Here is a 23450-nt window from a genome sequence, read left to right as displayed (position 1 = left end):
AGAAATTATGAATCAAGCACATTTACACCTGGTTTTTAACCACTTTCCAATCATCGGATTATTCTTTGGAATCGGAATTTTAGCATACGGAATTATAAAAAAACAAACTATTTTAGTTAATACGGCTTATGTAATGTTCATCTTTTGTATGATTATGGCAAAAGCTACAATGATGACAGGCGAAGGAGCCGAGGAAATAGTGGAAGAATTAGGCATATCGCACGACATCATTCACGAGCACGAAGAATTGGCTGAAAAGTATATGAAAGTATTGTATGCTTTAGGATTACTATCTATTGCCGGTTTGGTAACCCATACCAAAAAACATGCAAAGGCGAGTTTGGTTTCTTATTTGGTTCTGGTTTTGGCTCTCGCAGGTTTGGTGTTTTCTAAGTTTGTAGGAACTTCTGGAGGTGAAATTCGCCATACAGAAATTAGAACTTCAGATAAGTTTGATAGCACATTACCCGAAGTTTATGCTCACGAAAAAGAAAGTGATGATAACTGATTTGATTTTCAATGCGTTTTTTTTTGTAACAATTTGCTAAAATGTGCGTATAAAAAGTAAACCAAACTTACTTGAGATGAAAAAAGAATTCAATTTTAAAATCATTCCTACCGTTATTGGAGTTATTCTACTCCTCATTTTTTTTATAAAATCAACTATCACCATTGGATCCGGTGAAGCCGGTGTGCTTTATCGTACTTTTGATGGAGGTGTAGTTACAGATGAGCCCCCTTTGGGCGAAGGATTTCATTTGGTTGCTCCTTGGAATGATGTTTTTATCTATGAAGTTCGGCAACAGGAAATATCTGAGCAAATGCAAGTGTTGTCATCAAACGGTCTGGAAATCAAATTAGACGCCACGGCTTGGTTTCATCCGCAGTATGAAAATACCGGAAAATTGCACAAAGAAAAAGGCGAGAATTACATAGAAAGGGTTATTCGTCCAGCCATTCGTTCGGCAGCAAGAAGTGTAGTAGGACGTTATACTCCGGAACAATTGTATTCTACCAAACGCGATGCCATTCAAGATGAAATTTTTACCGAAACCAAAAAGATTTTAGCCAATCAATACGTGCAACTCAATGAAGTTTTAGTTCGTGATGTAACTTTACCGGCTACAATCAAGTCGGCTATTGAAACCAAATTAAAACAAGAACAAGAAAGTTTAGAATACGAATTCCGCTTAGAAAAAGCTCAAAAAGAAGCCGAACGGCAACGCATTGAGGCCGAAGGTAAAGCCCGTGCCAACCAAATTTTAAGTGCTTCTTTAACAGACAAAATTTTGCAAGAAAAAGGCATTCAAGCTACTTTAGAATTGTCTAAATCTCAGAATACTAAAGTTATTGTCATTGGTTCCGGTAAAGACGGAATGCCAATTATTTTAGGGAATCAATAGTTCAACAAATCATAAAGTTTCTAAATTTTTTGTTTTCTAAAAATTTTAGTCATTACATTTGTAGCACAAAATAGAACAATAATGTTTTCAATTCAATTACATCATCACCATCATACCTCCGCTCAAGCGAAGTAATGATGCTATGTAATGTAACCATATAAATCAGAAACCCGTTTGAGTACATCAAGCGGGTTTTTTCGTATTCAGCATTTTTAAAATCCCTTGGTGTACTTTTTTAAAACAAAATTTAAAAATGAACACACTAAAAATCGCCATTCAAAAATCAGGTCGACTTCACGACGAAAGTATTCAAATTCTTCGAGATTGTGGAATTTCAATTTACAACGGAAACGATCAACTCAAAGTATCGGCATCCAATTTCCCTTTAGAAGTCTATTATTTGCGTAATTCCGATATTCCTCAATATTTGATTGATGGAGTAGTAGATATTGCTATTGTAGGAGATAATCTTTTGGTTGAAAAAGGGCAAAACATTCAAATTGCCGAAAAACTGGGATTCTCCAAATGCAAAGTTTCGGTAGCGGTTCCAAAGAATTTCAACTACAATTCCATTCAAGATTTAAACGGATTACGTGTTGCCACTTCCTATCCAAAAACAGTAGTAGATTATTTTACTTCCAAAGGAATTTCCGTAGACATTCACCAAATCTCTGGCTCGGTAGAAATTGCACCAAACATCGGACTTTCAGATGCGATTGTAGATATTGTTTCAAGCGGAAGTACGTTATTCAAAAACGGTTTAAAAGAAGTAGAGGTTATCTTAAAAAGCGAAGCCGTATTAGCCGTTTCTCCTCAAATTTCTGATATAGCCAAACAAGTTTTAGCCCAACTTCAATTCCGAATTCAAGCCGTATTACGATCAAGAAAATCAAAATATATTTTGATGAATGTACCCAATAATAAAATTGCAGAAATCAGTAAAATTCTTCCGGTTTTAAAAAGTCCAACAGTAATGCCATTAGCAGAAGAAGGTTGGAGTAGTGTGCATTCTGTAATTGACGAAGATAAATTTTGGGAAGTTATTGACCAACTAAAAGAAGCCGGAGCTGAAGGAATTTTGGTTTGCCCAATTGAAAAAATGGTTCTGTAAAAGAAAATTGATAATAGAATTTAGAATATTGACTTATGAAAAAAATATACAACCCAAAACCCGAAACCTGGGCTCAAATTTGCAAAAGACCTACACAATCGTTCAACGATATTGAGGAAACAGTAAAGCAAATTTTTAAAGAAGTACAAAATAAAGGCGATATAGCCATTGCTAAGTATTCCTCTTTTTTTGATGGCGTAACTTTAGAAAATATCCAAGTTACACTAGAAGAAATTGAAATGGCTAAAAATGAAGTTACTTCCGAATTAAAAGAAGCCATTCAATTAGCGAAATCAAATATCGAACAATTTCACGCCGCTCAAAAAACAAATAAAATTGTGGTAGAAACGACTATTGGAGTTACGTGTTGGCAAGAAAAACGTCCCATTCAAAAAGTGGGTTTATACATTCCTGGCGGAACGGCTCCTTTGTTTTCAACGGTTTTAATGTTGGCCGTTCCTGCAAAACTAGCAGGTTGTCAAGAAATTGTATTGTGTTCGCCATCGGATAAAAATGGAAAAATCAATGCAGCAATTCTCTATGCTGCCGATTTGTGTGGCGTATCAAAAATTTACAAAGTGGGTGGAATACAAGCGATTGCCGGAATGACATTCGGAACAGTAACCATTCCGCAAGTGTATAAAATCTTCGGACCAGGAAATCAATTTGTAACGATTGCCAAGCAATTTGCTTCCCAAAACGGCGTAGCAATTGACATGCCTGCTGGTCCAAGTGAATTGTTAGTGTATGCAGATGAAACCGCTATTCCAAGTTTTGTAGCTTCTGATTTATTAAGTCAAGCCGAACATGGAAAAGACAGCCAAGTAATTTTGGTTACTACCAATAAAAATATTTTGAATGATGTAGAAGAAGAAATATACAAACAATTAAAAGAGCTTCCCAGACAGGAAATCGCACAAGTGGCCATTCAAAATTCTAAATTAATCTTCGTTGAAACCGAAAAAACGGCGTTATCATTAATTAATGAATACGGTCCAGAGCATTTTATCGTATGTTCTAAGAATGAAGATTATTTCGTTGATGGCATTCAAAATGCAGGTTCAATTTTCATTGGGAATTATACACCGGAAAGTGCCGGTGATTATGCTTCAGGAACCAATCACACGCTACCAACAAATGGTTATTCTAAAAGTTATAGCGGTGTAAATCTGGATAGTTTCTTAAAAACGATGACCTTCCAAAAAATATCAAATATTGGTATTCAAAACATTGGAAAAGCTATTGAAACTATGGCAGAAGCCGAAGGTTTACAAGCTCACAAAAATGCCGTTACATTAAGATTAAAAAATAACTAGAATTGTCATTTCGACGTAAGGAGAAATCACATAATAAAGACATAAAATATGAATATTGAATCTTTAATCCGAGAAAACATTAAAAAACTGAGTCCCTATTCCTCTGCACGAGACGAATTTGAACAGTTTACAAAGCAAATGATTTATCTAGATGCAAATGAAAATCCGTTTTCTAATGGCATGAATCGTTATCCGGATCCGCAGCAGAAAGAACTAAAAGTAATAATTGGGGATAAAAATAAGGTTTCAAAAGAAAATATTCTTTTAGGAAATGGTAGCGATGAAGTCTTAGATTTGATTTTCAGAGCCTTTTGTGAACCGAATCGCGATAATATCATCACATTGCCACCAACGTATGGAATGTATGGGGTTTTAGCCAATATTAATGCGATTGAAAATCGTGAAGTTTTATTGAGTGAGGAATTTCAGCCTAATGTTGAAGCGATTCTAAATGCTGTAGATAACCATACGAAAATCATCTTTTTGTGTTCACCAAACAACCCAACAGGAAATTCTTTTACCAAAGAATCGGTGATCAAAATTCTAAATCAATTCAAAGGTTTAGTGGTAATTGATGAAGCGTATATCGATTTCTCCAAAGACGAAAGTTGGTTAAGTGTTTTGAAAGATTTTCCAAATTTGATGATCACCCAAACCTTGTCAAAAGCCTATGCCATGGCGGGTTTACGTATTGGAATTTTATATGCTTCCAAAGAAATTATTTCGGTTTTGAATAAAATCAAACCACCTTATAATATTAATGTTTTGTCTCAAGAAACAGCAGTAAAAAAGTTGATGCAAAACTCGATGCCAACTCAAGTAAAAAAAATAAAAATCGAACGAAATATACTTATCAAAGCCCTTTCAAAATGTGAATTTGTTGAGAAAATATATCCTTCGGATGCCAATTTTATTTTGATAAAAGTGGATGATGCGAATTATAGATACCAACAATTTTTAGATAATGGAGTAGTGGTTCGTAACCGAAGCAATCAACCTTTATGCGAAAATTGTTTACGAATCAGTATTGGAACCAAAGAAGAAAACGAACAAATTATGGAATTACTAAAAACCTTCAACAATGCCAAAAAAAGTAGTATTTATAGATAGAGATGGAACGTTAGTTCTAGAACCGGAAAATTACCAATTGGACAGCTTAACCAAATTAGAATTCTATCCCAAAGTGTTTCAATTCTTGAGTAAAATAGCCAAAGAATTGGACTTCGAATTAGCTATGGTCACCAATCAAGATGGCTTAGGAACTGAAAGTTTTCCGGAAAATACATTTTGGCCAACCCAAAATTTCATCCTAAAAGCATTTGAAAATGAAGGTGTAAGATTCGATGAAATTTGTATCGACAGAAGTTTTCCGGAAGACAACGCTCCAACCAGAAAACCAAGAACCGGAATGTTAACGAAGTACTTGAACAATCCGGATTACGATTTAGAAAACTCCTTTGTAATTGGCGATAGAATTACCGATGTAGAATTGGCAAAAAACCTAGGCTCGAAAGCAATTTTCATCAAAAACGAAGAAAATCTGGGCGGAAATGAAACCACAACCTCATGGGAAGAACTCCAAAATGCAATCGCTTTACAAACCACAGATTGGCAACAGATTTATGAATTTTTGAAATTGGAACAAAGAACCGCTTCCATAAAAAGAACTACAAATGAAACCAATATTGCCATCACTTTAAATTTAGACGGAACCGGAAAAAGTAACATCAAAACAGGTTTGGCATTCTTTGACCACATGTTGGATCAATTGGCACGTCACGGTCAAATGGATTTAGACATCCAAGTCAAAGGCGATTTAGAAGTTGACGAACACCACACAATCGAAGATACAGCGATTGCGTTAGGCGAAGTTTTTGCCAAAGCATTAGGTGATAAATTAGGCATCGAACGCTACGGATTTTGTCTCCCAATGGATGATTGTTTGGCTCAAGTTGTCATCGATTTTGGCGGACGTTCTTGGCTAATGTGGCAAGCTCATTTCAAACGAGAAAAAATCGGAGATATGCCAACTGAAATGTTTTTCCATTTTTTTAAATCTTTTGCCGATGGAGCCAAAGCCAACTTAAACATCAAAGCAGAAGGTTTTAACGAACACCACAAAATTGAAGCGATTTTCAAAGCATTCGCGAAAGCCATCAAAGCCGCAGTTAAAAGAGATGCAGAGAAAATGATTTTACCAAGTACAAAAGGAATGTTATAAATAATTTTTTTAAGTTTCAAGTTGTTTTGTTGAATAACCTGAAACTTGAAACTTGAAACCTGAAACCTGAAACCTGACAAGAGCCCAAAGGGCGATTGGCGAAGCAAACCTGAAACTTGAAACCTGAAACAAAAACTAATGAAAATAGCTATTATAGATTACGGAGCCGGAAATGTGCAAAGCGTTTTATTCGCTTTGGAACGACTGGGTTTTGATGGAATTGTTTCTAATGATTGGAACACCATAAAGACAGCTGATAAAGTTATTTTTCCGGGTGTAGGCGAGGCGAGTAGTGCCATGAAAATGTTAGTGGATAGTGGATTAGATGTATTGATTCCAACACTAAAACAACCGGTTTTAGGAATTTGTTTGGGCATGCAATTGATGTGTAAACACTCCGAAGAAGGCAATACGAATGGATTAGGAATTTTTGATGTTAATGTAGTGAAGTTTTCAAACGAAGTGAAAGTCCCACAAATGGGTTGGAATACGATATATAATCTAAAGTCGCCATTGTTTGAAGGAATTAAAGATAACGAATTTATGTATTTGGTTCACAGTTTTTATGCACCCTTATCTGAAAACACCATTGCAACCACAAATTATGAACGCGAATACAGCACCGCTTTGAACTGCAATAATTTTTACGGAGTACAATTCCACCCTGAAAAAAGCGGTTTTTTCGGAGAACAAATTTTGAAAAACTTTCTCAACCTATAACCCATTACCAATTACCCAAAACCTAAAAAAATGAGAATAATCCCAGCCATAGATATCATCGAGGGAAAATGCGTCCGACTTTCCAAAGGTGATTACGATACGAAGAAAATATACAACGAAAATCCGCTTGAAGTGGCGAAATCATTTGAAGCACACGGAATAGAGTATTTGCATTTGGTAGATTTAGATGGTGCCAAATCAAGCCGAATTGTGAATTATAAGGTATTGGAACAAATTGCTTCGAAAACCAATTTAAAAATAGATTTTGGTGGCGGTTTAAAATCGGATGCCGATTTGAAAATAGCTTTCGAAAGTGGAGCCAATCAAATCACAGGCGGAAGTATAGCCATCAAACAACCCGAAGCTTTCAAAAATTGGATTGAACAATACGGTGCCGAAAAAATTATTTTAGGAGCCGATGCTTTGAATGAAAAAGTAGCAATTTCAGGTTGGTTGGAAGAATCAAAAGAAGAACTCATTCCGTTTATTCAAAATTATCAGAAAGAAGGCATTCAATACGTAATTTGTACCGATATTTCCAAAGACGGCATGCTGGAAGGGCCAAGTTTTGAATTGTACCAAAGAATTTTAGAACAAACCAAAGATATGAAACTCATCGCTTCAGGAGGCATTTCAGCATTCGATGAATTACCCAAACTAGCCGAGTTAGGTTGCGAAGGCACCATCATCGGGAAAGCCATTTATGAAGGCAGAATTACCTTAAAACAATTAGAAAATTACATAATTAATCAAAAAGCTTAGCACCTTTGCGTCTTTGCGAGAAAAAAAAATATGCTAACAAAAAGAATCATTCCCTGCCTCGACATCAAAAACGGTCGAACCGTTAAAGGGGTCAATTTTGTCGATTTAAAAGATGCAGGTGATCCCGTAGAATTGGCAAAAAAATATGCCGAAACGGGTGCTGACGAATTGGTTTTTCTAGATATTTCAGCTACTGAAGAACGTCGTGCGACATTAATTGACTTAGTAAGAAAAGTGGCAGCTGCGATTAATATTCCGTTTACGGTTGGTGGTGGTATTTCTTCCGTTGCGGATGTGGATGTGTTGCTTCGCAATGGAGCCGATAAAATTTCAATCAATTCTTCAGCAGTTAAAAATCCGGATTTAATCAATGAAATTGCCTCAAAATATGGAAGTCAGTGTGTGGTTGTGGCTATTGATGCCAAACAAATTGAAGGAGAATGGCTCGTACATTTAGTAGGAGGAAAAGTGCTTACGGAATTAAATTTATTCGATTGGGCAAAAGAAGTTGAGCAACGTGGTGCGGGTGAAATTTTATTCACTTCCATGAATAATGATGGGACTAAAAACGGTTTTGCCAATGAAGCCTTGGCCAAATTATCCGAAATTGTGAACATTCCCATCATAGCTTCCGGAGGTGCCGGAACAAGGGAACATTTTGCAGAAACATTTATCAACGGAAAAGCCGATGCTGCTTTAGCAGCTAGTGTTTTCCACTACCAAGAAATCGAAATTCCAGAATTAAAACAGTTTTTAAAAAATCAAAATATCTCGATAAGATTATAATAAGAATAAAGATTAAACCATATAGAAACATAGAAAATCGTTTTGTAAGTCAATCATAGCATTGTATTTAGACATAGCTATGAAAACTATGAAAAGTGCAACGACTAACCATTTTAATGATTAAACCTATGTTTCTATGTGGTTAAAAAATAACTAAATATGAAAGTAAACTTCAACAAAACCCCAGATAACCTAATCCCAGCCATCATTCAAGACAACGAAACCAAAAATGTTTTAATGTTAGGCTACATGAATCAAGAAGCTTTAGATCAAACCTTGGCTACCCAAAAAGTAACTTTCTTCAGTCGCACCAAAAATAGATTATGGACCAAAGGCGAGGAGAGTGGCAACTTCTTAGAATTGATTTCCATTAAAGAAGATTGCGATAACGATACGCTATTAGTGAAAGTAAAACCGGCTGGTCCAACTTGCCACACAGGTACAGATACGTGTTGGCAAGAAGCTAACAATCAAGAATTTGGGTTTTTGTCAAAATTGGAAAACACGATTGCTAGACGCAAAGAAAATGCCGATGCTGAAAAGAGTTATGTAGCTTCATTATTTGCAAAAGGCATCAACAAAATAGCACAAAAAGTAGGTGAAGAAGCCGTGGAAGTGGTCATAGAAGCCAAAGACAACAACAACGATTTGTTCTTATCCGAATGTGCCGATTTATTATTTCATTATCTAATTTTATTGAACGCAAAAGGTTTTGAATTGAATGATGTCGTAAAAATTCTAAAAGAAAGAGCCTAATTACTCTTAATAGCTTTTAGATCGTTCCTTACTATTCACTAATTACTATTCACGATTCACTAATTTTCGTATATTTAGACCTTTAAAAAGTAAAAAATATGCTTAAAAAATCTGCAGTAGCTCTAAGCTCCATCGTTTTATTTTCAACTTTATCCTGCGAACAAAAAAATATGAAAGCCCAAACGGAGACCGTTTCTGAATCCAATTCAGAACATAAAATTGTTGTTTATCAAGTTTTTACACGTTTATTCGGAAATACCAATACCACAAACAAACCTTGGGGAACCAAAGAGGAAAACGGAGTAGGAAAGTTTAATGATTTCACAGATAAAGCTCTTCAGGAAATTAAAGATTTAGGGGTAACTCACATTTGGTACACCGGTGTTCCGCATCACGCTTTAGTAGGGGATTATACTTCATACGGAATTTCAAATGACGACCCGGATGTGGTAAAAGGTCGTGCCGGTTCGCCTTATGCCGTAAAAGATTACTACAATGTAAATCCCGATTTGGCTGTCAATCCCGCTAAACGATTAGAAGAATTTGAAGCCTTGATTGAACGAACCCACAAAAACGGACTCAAAGTTGTTATTGATATCGTGCCCAATCACATCGCTCGCCGTTACGAAGGGAAAACCAATCCCAAAGGTGTAAAAGATTTTGGAGCTGATGATGATAAAACCGTAGAATACAAACGCAATAATAATTTCTATTACATTCCCAATTCGAAGTTTGAAGTACCCACCGATGCCAATTACAAACCGCTTGGTGGTGAGAAAAATCCATTAGCCGATGGTAAATTTGAAGAAGTTCCGGCAAAATGGACCGGAAACGGGTCGCGTTTAGCCAAACCGGATATCAATGATTGGTACGAAACCGTGAAAATCAATTACGGAGTAAAACCAGACGGAACCAAAGATTTTCCAACCTTACCGGAAGGGTACGACAAAAAAGATTACAAAGCTCATGCCGCATTTTGGAAAGGAAAAGACGTGCCGGATTCCTGGAAAAAATTTAAAGACATCACCCATTATTGGATAGATAAAGGCGTTGATGGTTTCCGTTATGATATGGCCGAAATGGTTCCCGTAGAATTTTGGAGTTATATGAATTCTTCCATCAAAATGAAGAATCCCAATGCTTTTTTATTGGCCGAAGTGTACAATCCTGCCGAATACAGAAATTACATTCACTTAGGCAAAATGGATTATTTGTATGATAAAGTGCAAATGTATGATACACTCAAAAATATTGTGCAAGGACGAGGTTTACCTAAGCATATTTCGGGTATTCAAGAAGATTTAAAAGATATTGAACACCACATGCTTCACTTTTTAGATAATCATGACGAACAACGTTTGGCGAGTCCGCAATTTGCCGGCGATCCCAAAAAAGGAATGCCTTTAATGGTGGTTTCGGCTACCATTAGTTCATCGCCAACGATGATTTATTTTGGTCAAGAAGTAGGAGAGCCCGGAGCTCTTGATGCCGGTTTCGGAAAACAATCTCGAACTTCAATCTTTGATTACGTGGGAGTGCCGCATCACCAACGTTGGATGAACAACGGAAAATTTGATGGAGGTCAGTTATCTAATGACGAAAAAGATTTACGCGATTTCTACAAACGTTTGCTCAATTTTACACTAAAAAGTAAAGCCCTAATGGGCGATTTCGAACAAATTCACGATGCCAATTTAGAAGCCGGTTTGGGGTATGATTTTGGTCTATATGCTTATGTGCGTTGGAATGAAAACGATAAATTGATAATAGTTACCAATTTCAATCAGAATACAACCGTTGATTGTCCGGTTATACTTCCGGCAGGTGTGGTGAAAAAAATGAATCTCAAAGATGGAACTTTAACACTCAAAGACCAGCTGTATGAGAAAGTAAGTACGCCCCTCACCATTAAAAATGGAGTAGGGAAGTTTAAGGTAAAACTCAAACCCGGCGAAAGCTTTATTTTCAATATTCAATAATTCAAAAAAACAAACCCGATGATAACATCGGGTTTTTTTACAAAAAAAAAATAAAATCAATCTCAAATCCAAACCTTTTTATATATTTGAAAAATTAAACTTACAAAAAATGCAACTGAAACCCAATCACCAAAGAGCCAAAACAGCTCAACTTCTCATAGCCATGGTAGGTGTTGTTTATATCATGATGCTCATCTCTTCTTACTGGCAATACGGTTTGTTGCAAGACATGAAATCAGGAACCGTTTATTCTCAAGAGGTATTAGAAACAAACGATTTAAGAGAACAGTTTTTAGCTATTGTTTTTCTTATGCTTTACATAACTTCTGCCGTAACTTTTATCATGTGGTTCCGTAGAGCCTATTTCAATTTACATCAAAAAATAAACCATCTCACACACACCGAAGGTTGGGCTGCCGGAAGTTGGTTTGTTCCCTTTATAAATTTGTATCGTCCCTACCAAATCATGGCAGAACTATACAATGAAACAGCCGAATTACTAGCTAAAAGAGGATTCAAAAGAAAGGTAAAACTTGATACAACTTTTGTGGGTATTTGGTGGTTTTTATGGCTGGTAAGTAATCTTTTGGCCAATATCGTTTTCAGAATGTCCAATTCGGCTACCGATATTGATCAATTCCTAAATTTTACAGCTTTAGATATGGGTTCAGATGTTTTGGGGATTATTTTAGCTCTAATAACTATAAAAGTAATTAAAACGTATGCCAACGCCGAGTCGTTTTTAATCCAGTTAAAAGACGAGGAAGAAACGTCACCGGTATCAGAAGCAGTATGAAATTAAAATCCATTTTCAAAGAAGAATTAACTTGGCAATCTCCTCTTGATAAAGAAGAGATAATCCAAATTCTGTACAGTATCGTTACCTCAGAATCGCCCAACTTTTTTAAAAGTAATCTCGTTGATTCATCCTTTAAGTACAGAGGAACAATAGAACCCGAAAGATTTACAATACAACGGATTATAAATTATCAAAATTCATTTTTGCCTACCATTAAAGGCGAAATTTATCCACACAACCAAGGTAGCTTAATCAAAATGACAATCCAACCCAATATTGGAGTACAAATTTTTATGACCCTATGGTTTTTGGGTGTCACTATAGCTATGCTTGGAGCAGGGTTTGCCTTTTTTACTATTGAACAAGACGGGCATACCCAATACATAGGCCTAATATTCCCTTTACTAATGCTCGCTTTTGGAAGTCTGCTTTATTTTTTAGGTTTTAAACTCGAGGCTAATAGAAGCAAAGACGATTTAAAGTTTTATTTTAAAGCTAAAGACCGCTTGTAATAGGATTTAAATAGATCTTAGTATCTATCCCAATTGTTCCATTTTTTTGCATTTCGAATGAACAAGTACCTGTTGCATTTCACCAACAATCTCGACGGGAGTGGTTGTTAAAATATTTATACCTTTTTGATTTTTTCCATACGGAGCATACTTAGCAGTAGAGCTCACAGAAAATAATCCAAGCGTTGGAACCCCGGAAGCCGATGCCAAATGCATTATCCCACTATCAGTTCCCACAAACAATTGGGTGTGTTGTAATAGGGCTGCTATTTCGTGAACAGAATCGGAGTAATAGGTTGGGCAACAAAAATCAAGTTGCGAGACCTTTTCATTAGGCAACAATTCCAAAATGGAATAATGCGGAAATGCGGCTTTAATTTCTGCATACAGTTCTTGCCACCAAGACTTGGGCAATAGCTTTCTGCCGGTTGCATAAGTAAATAATACTAGGGTTTGAGAAGGATGGGAAACCAAATTTTGCAGGGTAGCAAACCCTTGATTTTGTTGAGATAGGCTCAAAGGCAAATGCAGATGGGGTATAGCCCGAACTTCAGCCTTGAAGCCAATACGTTCCATATAGGCTCTTAAAAGGGCTACCGGTCTTTGACCCAAATGCAATGGAAGTTGAGCTTCTGGCAAAGGGGTATCGGTTTGATTTTCACCATACAACTTCACAGGTGCTTTAACTATTCGAGTGGCAATTCGGCCGGACGATGAATTTCCATCAACATTTACAACCAAATCATACGGCTTTCGGTACAACTTAATCCAAGTTTTTAAATACAAAAAAAGAGCATCAAACGGTTTTTTGGGTAACTGTATAAAATGTTTTACGTTCGGAAATCCGGAAAAAAGAATTCGAGACAAGCTACCCCGAGTTAACAATGTAATCTCACAGTTGGGAAACACGTGTTCCAATTCTTGAAGTAGAGGAGTTAGTAAAAGTTGATTACCCAATCGATGATTAGGCCGCACTACAAGAACATGCAAAACCTCTTTTTGAGGTAAAGGACGTTCTTGAGACTTCATCAAAAATAAAGTCAATGTCCGGGTACATTTTCTGCGGTAAATATTAACTACAGATAGAAACGACATAAATTTTTTTTCATAAAAAACAAGTAAAATGATTCTTACCCTACCTAAATTTGAATTAAAATTACATAAATTTACCTGTATTAAATACAAACAAAAATTAAGATGGTCTTAAAAAAAATAGCATGACTGGCATAAACCTAAGATTAACAAGAATTTTTTAAATTCATTCACGTGTTTTTTAGTTTTAAAATCATAAGAAAAATCAGAATTTTAAACTTAGGGAACTGTTTTTCAAGTACCAAATTAAACAAATTTTGAATTTTGATGTCCTAGGTAAATTAAAGCAACCTTATGAAATACTTCGTCTTAATTTTAGGAATACTCGTTTCGTGTCAAAGTGACGAAAATCCCCAAAGTTCCAATACAGCAGTACGAGAAGTACGAAACATTACATACAACGGTGTAACCGTTGATTTGGTTATAGAAAAACCCAATCAAACTGCTGCCGATGTACTTTTGGTATACCACGGAACCGTGATGTTTGATAACCAAATTCTCCAAGCGGCTCATAACACACTCACCAACTTCAAAAACACCCTCAATCGAAAAGATATGATGATTATTAGCGTGGCCTATCCGGAAGAAAATCTATTGTTTGGCGACAATATACTTCATGCCGAAGCGGCTTTACTCTGGGTTAAAAATCGAGCTTCACAAGAACTAGGAATTACAGTCAACAAAATTTTTATGGCAGGTCATTCGCAAGGCGGTTACCTCGTTACGCGTCTCAACACCATGCACTCCACCCATGGAGTTATAGCCAATGCTCCCGGACCATTAAATCTAAACTACCGATGCAGCTTAGAAGAAAACGGACAAATAGCTTCCGGAATAACGTGCAGCCAACTCCAATCACAATACGGAAATACAATCCAAAATCCCGATGCTTATTTTCAAAGATCACTTTTAAATTTTACCCAAGCCTTTCAATCGGATATTCTATTTATTCAAGGGTTAAACGACAGTCCCATACAAATGTATTCTTGGCCGGTTTTCAAACAGCAAGTGAACCAATGTACCAATTGTCAAGAACGCCTTTTTGTAGAAATCGAAGGGCAAGGGCATGGGGCTTTATTTTCGAGTACTACAGGCAAACAAGCTTTTAACAATTTTATCAACTCACGATAAATACCAATAATCAAAAAATTAAATACCGCCGTAAATGAATAAAATCGCTTCTCTTTATACCATAACATGGGCCAATTTCGCAATAGTAGCCTATTTCGGCTCCCTTTTTTTACTCAATCATTTCAAGATAGATGCCCTATTAATTGGGGTTTTCCGTGAGCTACTTACCATTCCTTTTCTCTTGGCTCAATTTGTCTTTCTGGGTTTAAGTGGCAAGCTACTAGTAAACCAAAAATCAAATGGAATCTTTCTAATAAGTGTCTTGGCTTTAACCATTTGTACAGTTCTTACCGTTATATCCTTTTTTTAATAGGAGGTGTTAAAGTTCAGTTTCCTTTTTATCCCCCAATAAATAAGTAGTATATTTACCACAGAGCCTGTTTCTGCTTTTACTTAGTTAGAGTCATCTTAACTGCAATTGTAGCCTACGACTTATAAAACAAAAAAGAGTAACTGAATACCATGGAATACAAAATATTACATTCCGATTTAGATAAAACAACAATCATAATACGTTTTGTAGTTGGTGCTGTCTTTCTTTCAGAAGGTATCCAAAAATTTTTATTCCCCGAGTTAAGAGGTGCCGGACGTTTTGAAACCATTGGATTGCCTTTTCCGGAGTTTTTTGGAAATTTGGTGGGAGCTTTCGAAATCATTTGTGGACTCTTCATCCTTTTAGGTTTTATAACCCGTTTAGCAGCTATACCGCTCATAATCATTATGGGCGTGGCAATAGCTTCTACAAAGACCGATATATATTTAGAAAAAGGATTTTGGGAAACCCTCCACGGTAGTCGAACCGATTGGGCGATGCTGTTAGGAAGCCTTTTTCTACTAATCAAAGGTTCGGGGGCATTTGCCTTAGATAGTTTATTGATTAAATATGGAAAACAAAGCCAGTCTTAAAGAAATTGCTCAAGTTTTTTGCAAACTGGGTTGCATTGGCTTTGGAGGTCCCGCAGCTCACATCGCCATGATGCAAAAAGAAGTGGTAACTCAAAAAAAATGGCTTACTCAACAACATTTTCTCGATTTAGTAGGAGCTACCAACCTTATTCCGGGACCCAATAGTACCGAAATGGCCATACATATTGGCTACGAAAAAAAAGGTTGGAAAGGACTTCTCGTTGCCGGATTGGGTTTCATTTTGCCCGCGGTAGCTATTACGGGGTGTCTCGCTTGGCTTTACAAACAATACGGCCAGTTACCACAAATGCAACCGTTCATCTACGGAATAAAACCGGCAATAATTGCTATTATTCTGGGGGCTATAAAACCGTTAGCTCAAAAATCCTTCAAAAATGCAACACTCTGGGCTATGGGGGTACTGGTAGCCATAGGGGCTTTGCTCAATATCAGTGAAATTCTACTCCTGTTTACAGCCGGATTTGGAGCTATGATTTTCCACTATTTCAAATCAAAACAAGAACTCCATTCCGTTCTACCGCTGGGAATCGTTCCTTGGCTTACAACTATCGGAATCACTTCCGGCCAGGCACACCTGTTTTGGATATTTCTAAAAGTTGGCTCCATTCTCTACGGGAGTGGGTATGTACTTTTTGCATTTCTCGATACCGAATTGGTCGCTACCGGATTACTCACCAGACAAGAACTTCTCGATGCTATAGCCGTAGGACAATTCACGCCCGGACCCGTTTTTTCATCTGTTACTTTTATCGGTTACCAAATAGAAGGATTTCAAGGAGCTGTAATAGCTACATTTGCCATATTCATTCCGTCTTTTGTGTTTGTAGCTTTGTTGAGTCCGCTGGTCAAAAAAATGCGAAATTCCAAAAACCTCGCTGCTTTTTTAGACGCGGTCAATGGGGCTTCTGTAGCTATAATTGTAGCGGTTTGCATCCAAATGGGTCAAGAAACGCTTACCGATTGGAAAACTGTTACCATTGCCTTAATCAGCTTGTATGTCGCTTTTCGACACCCCAAAATAAACAGTGCTTTTCTGGTATTGGGAGGCTCCCTGTTAGGATATGCACTTTCAATACTTTAAATCAATGAAAAAAAAGCTGGGATTTATAATGCTATTCAGTAGCTTCGCTTGGGCTCAAGAGGCAACCATACCTTTTGTAACAAACGATATCTCGCATTTTTATGAAGCCTACGATCAGGTTCTACAAACTACAGATAGCCTCAAAAGAATACAGCTAGTCAATGCTCTTTATCTTAACAAAGGCTCAGACGGACTCAAAGCAATGAAGGAAGCCCGAAATTACAAAGATTACGAATTTGTAGAAGCCATGTTAAGCTATCCTAAATTTTGGAACGCCCTCAGAAATAAAGTTCAAGAGGTAGACAAAAGTAAGCTGCAATTGGAAAACTATATTGCTCGTCTCAAAGAATATTACCCGCAACTCAAACCGAGCACCGTTTATTTTCCGGTTGGGGTATTCAGAAGTGCCGGAACCTATCGGGAAAACAAAATACTGTTGGGAGCCGAGTTTTTTTTAGTCGACGCAACTACACCTTTAGACGAATTTCCTCCAAATATACAAGCCGGTATATCCCAAAATCTGCCTTTCAATTTGCCTGTAACCGTTTTACACGAGTGGGTACACACGCAGCAAAAACCTTGGGAAAACAAAAGCATCATTCACTTGAGTGTAGCAGAGGGAGTAGCCGAGTTCATAGCTACTCTTGTTTCGCAAACACCCGTCTCAAAACCGGTCTTTTTTGGCAAACAAAACCCAGCCAAAGTATTGAATAAATACATGATAGAAATCTTCAGAGACGACGACGTGTGGAATTGGCTCTGGAATGAAAACCACAACAGTTTACAGCAACGTGACTTGGCCTATTACATCGGATACGAAATGAGCGAACGCTATTACAACAAAGCCGACGATAAGAAAAAAGCCATTCAAGGGTTAATAGAGTTAGATTACAACAACCCGGTTCAATTCGACCAATGGGTAGATAGCACGGGTTTTCTTCCTTTAACCGTAAAAGAAATAGGAGATAAGTACGAATCCCTAAGACCCACCATCAAAAGGATTATGGAATTTAAAAACGGAAGCCCAAAAGTGTCTCCCAAACTAAAAACCCTAACCATAGAATTCTCAGAACCCATGAGCCAATGTTGCCGAAATTTAGATACAGATACCACTGCCGGAGTGCAGCAACTCCCCATCAAAAGCTTCAAAGGCTGGTCCAAAAACAACACCCTTTTTACCATAGAGCTCCAGGATTTAAAACCCAATACAACCTATGGACTGACCCTGCTTAACTTTGTCAATGAAGACGGCGGCAACCCGCTAGCTCCCTATACCATTCGATTTAAAACTAAAAGCAAACCTTAAACCCAAAAACGAGCGTTCCAATAATCAAAAAAGAAAAAAGAAAAAAGAGAAAAGAGAAAAGAGAAAAGAGAAAAGAGAAAAGAAAAAAGAAATCAAAAAATCAAAGAATCCAACAATCCAAAAATAAAAGAACTAAAAACCCAAAACCTAACACGAGCCTGAAACCTGAAACCTGAAACCTGAAACCTGACACAAGCCTAAAAGGCGACTGGCGAAGCAAACCTGATTCACGCTCGCCGCACTTTCCGAAACTTAATCCCACTCACCTGAAGATACTGAGGACTCTTACTCCCAAAAATGCCTTTAACATACTTCTTCACTTCCAGAGCTACCGAAACCAAACCATCCTCATCCGCATACAACTTCGCATTGCGGGACAATCGGGCATTACTCACCGCCACATACCGCACCGCCACATCCGTATTACTCAAACTCAAATTCTGAATCTTCACATCCCAGGCAGCAAGTTCCAAATCCGCAACATTGGCAACATAATCCGGAACCGATTCCAATACCGCCTTAAACCCAATAACATGCTGAACCAACTGCGTGTACGATTGCTGACTCGTCGATATCGTGTTAGGAGCTGGCGTGTTGATATCTAGAGGAGCCTGAATCATCTGAGCCCGTCGCCCATGAACCTTACGCACAAAATACTTCGCATCCTGTAGCGTCTGAGCATCCGCTCCCGTCGTTTGCAGTACATTATTGCCTCGCGTTACCAGAGACCGCAACTCCTTAAACAAGTAATACCGGCGGTTCACCGCACCATTATACTCCGTGTTCGTTTGCACTACGTGAAGCAAACGCTCCCTCGCCTCAACCTCCAATTGCTGCAACTGGGCAACCTGCAACGAAGGATTATGCGGATTGTAAGCCGCCCCAAATCCCATAACAAACTGAATCAATAAATGAAAATTGTCAACATTCTTAGCGTGACCGGTTTCAAAATACGTAGCCATAACAAATAATTTTAAGTGGATGATACAATAAATAGTCAAAAACAAATCCCCAAAAGCTCTCGCTCCAAGACCGCTTCCAAACAAGTTAAAACTAAGAAAAGTATTTTAAATAAGTTGTAGAACTTATTCCTGAGGCTTGTAGAAAGAGTTTTACAATAAAAAGAGAAAAAGTCACAAAAAAAACACCAAAAGAATCTACAAAACAACAACCGTCAACCAACAACCACCAACCATCAACCATCAACCATCAACCACCAACTATCAACCATCAACCAACAACCCCCAACCGACACTAACTACCAAAAAAAACAAAAACCCCGTTCAGAAATTCCAAACGGGGTCGTTTTATAATGAGTTAAAAATTTTGTTTATAAAGGGGAGGGGCAACAGATAAAAATGTAACTGGCCGAAGTTATTCTTTTTTAAACATGAACTCATACAATGATTCACCAACAATTAATTCATTTCCGTTTTGAATGGTTTTAATACTACCATCCATGTATTGAATTTTTACAGTTAATAATTTAGTTGTTTCTACAAGGTCAGAAAACCATACGTAATCAAAAATATATTCACCTTCATTATTTGGTTTTATTGGCCCAACACCTTTTAGAGTTTTAGTACTTACTAAATCTCCAACAGGATTGATACTTTTGACAGTAAACCAAATATATTTTATGGTTTTTGTACTTGTATTAATAAAAGTAGTTGAGTAACCAGTTCCTTTTGTATATTCACTTTGGTCAAATGCATTAGATTTTTTGAATAATATTCCATTTAATTTTCCTTTAGCCTTAAACTTTGAGACTAGAGCATCAATTTTAGCATTTACTTCTTCAAGTTCTTTTTTAGCTGTTTCCTTAATTTTCAATTCCATTTCCTTCTGTTGAATACTATCCATAGATTTAAGAAATGACTCATCTTCGGGTTTAATTTTAACTTTCTTTTCTTCAATCATATATGCTTGACCATGCCAGTAAACTTTATATATTCCAATATTTTCTTTATTACAATTAAAATAGCCATATAATAATAGCGATTCGTTATTATCTAAAATTTCTTTAACGTCTAATGTACAACCAAAAACAAAATCTTGTCCAAGGGTTGGAGAATTTTGCCCAAAGGCTTTAATAAAATCTATTCCTTTTTGCGAAAAAGCTATAGATGTAAAAAGAAGTAGCGTAAAATAAATTCTATGTTTCATTTAGTAAAATTTGGTGAATTCTTACAGGTAACTAATTAAAACGATTAAATACATAGAAATAGCAAGCCAAAAGCCAAAACCCTTAAACTCGCTAACATTTTTAAATAGGTATTCAAGTAAACTGCGTACTGTCTGCTAAGATAAAATATTTTCTTATTGAAAGAAGTTCAATTCAAGAAAAACCAGCAATAGAGTGAAACCGCTATTGGCAGAAGTAGTGTTTAGAATGGTAAATCATCAACAACTGGAGATAAATTAAGTCTTATGAAGTTTGGATTCCATTCCTCTTTGGTATAAACTTTTAATTTATTATCACTATTAAATATTTCATCATTATAACTCAATTCATATCTAGTATCACCTTTCTCCATTACCCAAACCTGAATATCATCAAATGGTAAATTTGTATTTGATTCTCTATAGCCACGTGCTTTTAACAAATCTAAAAATTCCTCTTTGTTTATGAAAAATACTCTATAAGGAATTTTCAACATTTCTTTTATTTGTTCCATAGCAGGATGATTACTTAATAGTATTTCATTGATAGCATTTTCAGAACCTCTTTTTTCTTCTGTTAAGAAAGTTACTAATTGATTTAGAGTTTTTGCAGTGTTTTCAATACCTCTAATTATGTTTATTTCTTTATTTCTGGTTTGGTCTTGTAGAAATCTTTGAAAAAGACCAGCCCATTGTTCTTTTAAGAATGAACTAATATCGGATGATGTTTCAAATCCGTGAATTGTATTGTTATTTGGTAATGATTCCACAAATTCGATGAATTGATGAATCTTCACATTATCGGCATAAGTATACTTTGTGGTATCATTTTCTTTGTTGTTTAGATAAAAATGATATTCATTGTAAACACTTTTTTCAATAAAAATATATACTTGTTTATTTAATTCATATGCAGTTTTTAATTCCATTTGAGAAACAGAATTATTTTCGTTCTTGCTCTCAGAACCATATCTACCACCAATAATCGAAACCAATATATCAACATTATTAATTTCTTTATAACAATAATCTTCAAGCTTATCGTCTTTTCCATAAGGAATATTTCCTTGTTCATTTAAAACAGGTTCATAGCCTTGTTCTTTAATGAATCTTTCTATATCACTTCTTATGTGTCTTAAATCATAATAAGTTGAACTTACAAATATTCTAGGTTTAGCCATATGTGATTTTTTATGCGGTTTCTTACTATTTCTGCCTACGGTTTTGGACTTACCGAAGGCGGGGATTATAGCACAAAAGTTCAATAGAATTACTACCGTTAAACCTTACACAAATGCTCAATCGAAGCACTTTAGCCCCGCTTTTGGCAATACCTTGTTAGCGGTAGTTTTATATTCTTGGATTTACTTCTTCCGCAGTTACTATTTCTATCCCCATTTCTTTTTTAAAATATTTTCTTTTACTCTTTTGGTAGTCAGTAAAGTCGTGAGAAGCCAATATTTTGTCATTGGAATTTATTGCGACCCGTAAAAAATGTCGGTCCTTTTTGTTTCTAATTTTCTGTTCAACGACCTTCTTTTCTTTCTGAGGAACTTTGATTGAGACAAAATTGAATCGAGAGTTCTGTGCAATATGAATCATTAAATAATATCCCAAAGATGTTGGTTTTAAGTGTTTAATGTATTCTAAGGCTATATAACTTGAATGAACTGGGTCGTTCATATCAAATCCTTCATCAACTGTGCAAAGAATTGTATTTGCTGTCATTCTATTTATGAAGTCAACCGAATGCTCAAAATAATCCGACTCAGGATTGTCAGCATGAACAAGAGTACAAGTATCAATTACAATATCATTCATTTTTTCTTGCGTTTTGCTTGTTCAGATGCCATTGCCATCGCCTCTTTTAGTGATTCTCCAAAGAAATCTTTTGGCCAATCTATTGGCTTTATATGTCCATTTTCTTGGAGAGTTATTTCCCTGATTTTAGAATTTAGACCATCACCCTCGACAAAATAAATTGCTACATCTTCTGATTTTACTTTTTCTTCGGCAACAAGTCTTCTTAATCTTAATAAGAGGTGTTCGGAATGAGTTTCGACAATTACACTTTGTTTCTTATTTGCCATTTCAACGAATAAATCCGCTAATTCACATTGTATTCTTGGATTTAGGTGAATTTCTGGTTGTTCGGCTATCGTAATACTTCGTTTCGGGGAAACCACCGCTTGAACTATTAATGGAAGAATTTGTGAAGCACCGAAACCTGCATTCGAAATACTTGTATAATATTCAGAATCAGTTTTTCTAAACCTCAAAGAGTATGCATTGCTGTACAGTTTTTGTAAATAAACTTCATCCCCAAATCCGAATCTCTTTACCCAACTGTTTATTTCCTCATTGTTGTTCCCAATTTTTTTAATGAGGTTTGGCATATTCTCTCCCTTACTTCCCACAGTATTGTATGTTTCGTTCGTAATTTCATAAATACGATGAGGATTGTCTCTGATTGGACCTAAGAAACTTAATTGTCCTAAATATCTATGCACACTTGAATTATTGTAAGAAAGAGCGGAAAGAAATTGTGAAAAACCCTTAGTAAATCGGCTTACCTTTCTTTTAATTTTCTCTCTTTCTTCATCTTCATCATTATCATCAAGATCAGATAATATAGAATTTGTAGAAAATAAAAAATTGATTGGTTCGCTATTTGAAATGGCATTCTTTTCCGCCTCAGACATTGAATCTTTTCCTATTCCAGTGAAGTTGGTTTTACCATATTTCGCTCTCGATAAGGTTAGAAATTTCCTTCCAAACAAATCATATACAGTTAATGCTTTTAGTTTAATTTCTGACTCTTTACTTTCAACATGAAATGTTACATCAAATCCACCAGGAGGATAATTTCCAATAGCCTCAATCTTCTCATCTGTTTCATGAACATGATACTTAAATCCAAAGTATATGTCATTCTCAGTCACGTATTCGCGAACAATCTCTTGATAATTACCAGCATCATATAGGTCTCCTTTTAAAATAAGAGGGGATAATCTATCTCGTGAGTTTATAGTTTGATTCATTAACAAAAAGGGAGCAAGAAAATTTGTCTTTCCAGAATTGTTTGAGCCAAGAACGATTGTGATTGGTTTAATCTTAATCCAACCAGTATCTTTAAAGCCTTTGAAGTTTTTCCATCTAACTTCGGTGTAATTATGGTGCTTGTCCATTCTTTTAATTATTATTAGTCTTCTTAAAATTACTGTTAACGTGCCGCGGCTTCGCGTCAGTTGTGAAGCCAGCGAACGAATTATTTTCTGTTAAAGATAAACGTTTTTCGTGAATGCCTAAAAGCAAAAACCAACAATTGCGCGAAACCGCTGTGCTTGTTGCACAACTCCCCAAATATACCAAAAAAATCTTGCAA

24 protein-coding genes are annotated in these 23450 nt (G+C 36.2%); 18 read left to right on the top strand and 6 right to left on the bottom strand.

The genetic code is table 11. The annotated features are described in order from the left end of the window. Nucleotides 1-7 precede the first annotated feature (7 nt). The 13 genes from V7M80_RS08750 to V7M80_RS08690 all read left to right on the top strand — a co-directional run bounded on the left by V7M80_RS08750 (nucleotide 8) and on the right by V7M80_RS08690 (nucleotide 12365). On the top strand, nucleotides 8-508 hold the full coding sequence (locus V7M80_RS08750; protein WP_333695505.1) for a hypothetical protein: 501 nt from the start codon (nucleotides 8-10) through the stop codon (nucleotides 506-508). Between the two features lie 76 nt (nucleotides 509-584). Next, a complete protein-coding gene (locus tag V7M80_RS08745) occupies nucleotides 585-1403 on the top strand; it encodes a prohibitin family protein (RefSeq protein ID WP_333695504.1) in 819 nt (272 codons plus the stop codon). 253 nt (nucleotides 1404-1656) lie between these two features. Then, on the top strand, nucleotides 1657-2514 hold the full coding sequence (hisG, locus tag V7M80_RS08740; RefSeq protein ID WP_333695503.1) for an ATP phosphoribosyltransferase: 858 nt from the start codon (nucleotides 1657-1659) through the stop codon (nucleotides 2512-2514). A gap of 35 nt (nucleotides 2515-2549) precedes the next feature. Continuing rightward, nucleotides 2550-3830, top strand: coding sequence for a histidinol dehydrogenase (gene hisD / locus V7M80_RS08735; RefSeq protein ID WP_333695502.1), 1281 nt, complete (start codon nucleotides 2550-2552; stop codon nucleotides 3828-3830). 48 nt (nucleotides 3831-3878) lie between these two features. After that, the gene (hisC, locus tag V7M80_RS08730) at nucleotides 3879-4940 is read left to right on the top strand and encodes a histidinol-phosphate transaminase (RefSeq protein ID WP_333695501.1); all 1062 of its coding nucleotides are present in this window, start codon (nucleotides 3879-3881) and stop codon (nucleotides 4938-4940) included. After that, nucleotides 4912-6051: a bifunctional histidinol-phosphatase/imidazoleglycerol-phosphate dehydratase HisB gene (hisB, locus tag V7M80_RS08725; RefSeq protein WP_333695500.1), complete on the top strand. Its 1140-nt coding sequence runs from the start codon at nucleotides 4912-4914 to the stop codon at nucleotides 6049-6051. The genes hisC and hisB overlap by 29 nt, the downstream gene beginning before the upstream one ends. A 138-nt stretch (nucleotides 6052-6189) precedes the next feature. Beyond that, the gene (gene hisH, locus V7M80_RS08720) at nucleotides 6190-6771 is read left to right on the top strand and encodes an imidazole glycerol phosphate synthase subunit HisH (protein ID WP_333695499.1); all 582 of its coding nucleotides are present in this window, start codon (nucleotides 6190-6192) and stop codon (nucleotides 6769-6771) included. A gap of 30 nt (nucleotides 6772-6801) precedes the next feature. Further along, nucleotides 6802-7533 (top strand): 1-(5-phosphoribosyl)-5-[(5-phosphoribosylamino)methylideneamino]imidazole-4-carboxamide isomerase, encoded by a 732-nt coding sequence (gene hisA, locus V7M80_RS08715; RefSeq protein WP_333695498.1) that lies wholly within the window; start codon nucleotides 6802-6804, stop codon nucleotides 7531-7533. 30 nt (nucleotides 7534-7563) lie between these two features. Continuing rightward, nucleotides 7564-8319: an imidazole glycerol phosphate synthase subunit HisF gene (hisF, locus tag V7M80_RS08710; RefSeq protein ID WP_333695497.1), complete on the top strand. Its 756-nt coding sequence runs from the start codon at nucleotides 7564-7566 to the stop codon at nucleotides 8317-8319. A 159-nt stretch (nucleotides 8320-8478) separates the two neighbouring features. Next, nucleotides 8479-9075, top strand: coding sequence for a bifunctional phosphoribosyl-AMP cyclohydrolase/phosphoribosyl-ATP diphosphatase HisIE (gene hisIE, locus V7M80_RS08705; protein WP_333695496.1), 597 nt, complete (start codon nucleotides 8479-8481; stop codon nucleotides 9073-9075). Nucleotides 9076-9173: 98 nt separating this feature from the next. Next, nucleotides 9174-11054, top strand: coding sequence for an alpha-amylase family protein (locus V7M80_RS08700; RefSeq protein ID WP_333695495.1), 1881 nt, complete (start codon nucleotides 9174-9176; stop codon nucleotides 11052-11054). Between the two features lie 109 nt (nucleotides 11055-11163). Further along, nucleotides 11164-11850, top strand: a complete 687-nt coding sequence (locus V7M80_RS08695; RefSeq protein ID WP_333695494.1) for a DUF4328 domain-containing protein — start codon at nucleotides 11164-11166, stop codon at nucleotides 11848-11850. Next, nucleotides 11847-12365: a hypothetical protein gene (locus V7M80_RS08690; RefSeq protein ID WP_333695493.1), complete on the top strand. Its 519-nt coding sequence runs from the start codon at nucleotides 11847-11849 to the stop codon at nucleotides 12363-12365. Before V7M80_RS08695 ends, V7M80_RS08690 begins: the two co-directional genes overlap by 4 nt. A gap of 24 nt (nucleotides 12366-12389) precedes the next feature. Here the strand turns inward: V7M80_RS08690 and V7M80_RS08685 are convergent, their stop codons facing one another. Beyond that, a complete protein-coding gene (locus V7M80_RS08685; protein WP_333695492.1) occupies nucleotides 12390-13394 on the bottom strand; it encodes a glycosyltransferase family 9 protein in 1005 nt (334 codons plus the stop codon). 357 nt (nucleotides 13395-13751) lie between these two features. Between V7M80_RS08685 and V7M80_RS08680 the strand changes: the two genes are divergently transcribed. The 5 genes from V7M80_RS08680 (at nucleotide 13752) to V7M80_RS08660 (ending at nucleotide 17902) form a co-directional block, all read left to right on the top strand. Then, a complete protein-coding gene (locus V7M80_RS08680; protein ID WP_333695491.1) occupies nucleotides 13752-14588 on the top strand; it encodes an alpha/beta hydrolase family protein in 837 nt (278 codons plus the stop codon). A gap of 34 nt (nucleotides 14589-14622) precedes the next feature. Further along, nucleotides 14623-14898, top strand: coding sequence for a hypothetical protein (locus tag V7M80_RS08675; protein ID WP_333695490.1), 276 nt, complete (start codon nucleotides 14623-14625; stop codon nucleotides 14896-14898). A gap of 152 nt (nucleotides 14899-15050) precedes the next feature. Then, on the top strand, nucleotides 15051-15494 hold the full coding sequence (locus V7M80_RS08670; RefSeq protein ID WP_333695489.1) for a DoxX family protein: 444 nt from the start codon (nucleotides 15051-15053) through the stop codon (nucleotides 15492-15494). Further along, complete coding sequence (chrA, locus tag V7M80_RS08665) at nucleotides 15472-16596, top strand: chromate efflux transporter (RefSeq protein WP_333695488.1); 1125 nt, start codon at nucleotides 15472-15474, stop codon at nucleotides 16594-16596. Before V7M80_RS08670 ends, chrA begins: the two co-directional genes overlap by 23 nt. 4 nt (nucleotides 16597-16600) lie before the next feature. Then, nucleotides 16601-17902, top strand: coding sequence for an Ig-like domain-containing protein (locus tag V7M80_RS08660; RefSeq protein ID WP_333695487.1), 1302 nt, complete (start codon nucleotides 16601-16603; stop codon nucleotides 17900-17902). 227 nt (nucleotides 17903-18129) lie between these two features. On the opposite strand, the gene V7M80_RS08655 is transcribed toward V7M80_RS08660, so the two are convergent. From V7M80_RS08655 to V7M80_RS08635, 5 genes are all read right to left on the bottom strand, one after another. Beyond that, a complete protein-coding gene (locus V7M80_RS08655; protein WP_333695486.1) occupies nucleotides 18130-18864 on the bottom strand; it encodes a hypothetical protein in 735 nt (244 codons plus the stop codon). Nucleotides 18865-19276: 412 nt separating this feature from the next. Then, nucleotides 19277-20068 (bottom strand): hypothetical protein, encoded by a 792-nt coding sequence (locus tag V7M80_RS08650; RefSeq protein ID WP_333695485.1) that lies wholly within the window; start codon nucleotides 20066-20068, stop codon nucleotides 19277-19279. 221 nt (nucleotides 20069-20289) lie between these two features. Then, nucleotides 20290-21246: a DUF4062 domain-containing protein gene (locus tag V7M80_RS08645; RefSeq protein WP_333695484.1), complete on the bottom strand. Its 957-nt coding sequence runs from the start codon at nucleotides 21244-21246 to the stop codon at nucleotides 20290-20292. 169 nt (nucleotides 21247-21415) lie between these two features. Continuing rightward, nucleotides 21416-21886 (bottom strand): hypothetical protein, encoded by a 471-nt coding sequence (locus V7M80_RS08640; protein ID WP_333695483.1) that lies wholly within the window; start codon nucleotides 21884-21886, stop codon nucleotides 21416-21418. Beyond that, nucleotides 21883-23253 carry an AAA family ATPase gene (locus V7M80_RS08635; protein WP_333695482.1) on the bottom strand — a complete coding sequence of 457 codons (1371 nt, stop codon included), beginning with the start codon at nucleotides 23251-23253 and terminating at the stop codon, nucleotides 21883-21885. The genes V7M80_RS08640 and V7M80_RS08635 overlap by 4 nt, the downstream gene beginning before the upstream one ends. Between the last annotated feature and the right edge of the window lie 197 nt (nucleotides 23254-23450).

Origin of the sequence: Flavobacterium sp. (assembly GCF_036759525.1) — a bacterium.
GTDB lineage: Bacteria > Bacteroidota > Bacteroidia > Flavobacteriales > Flavobacteriaceae > Flavobacterium.
This window is presented reverse-complemented; position numbering and strand designations above follow the sequence as displayed.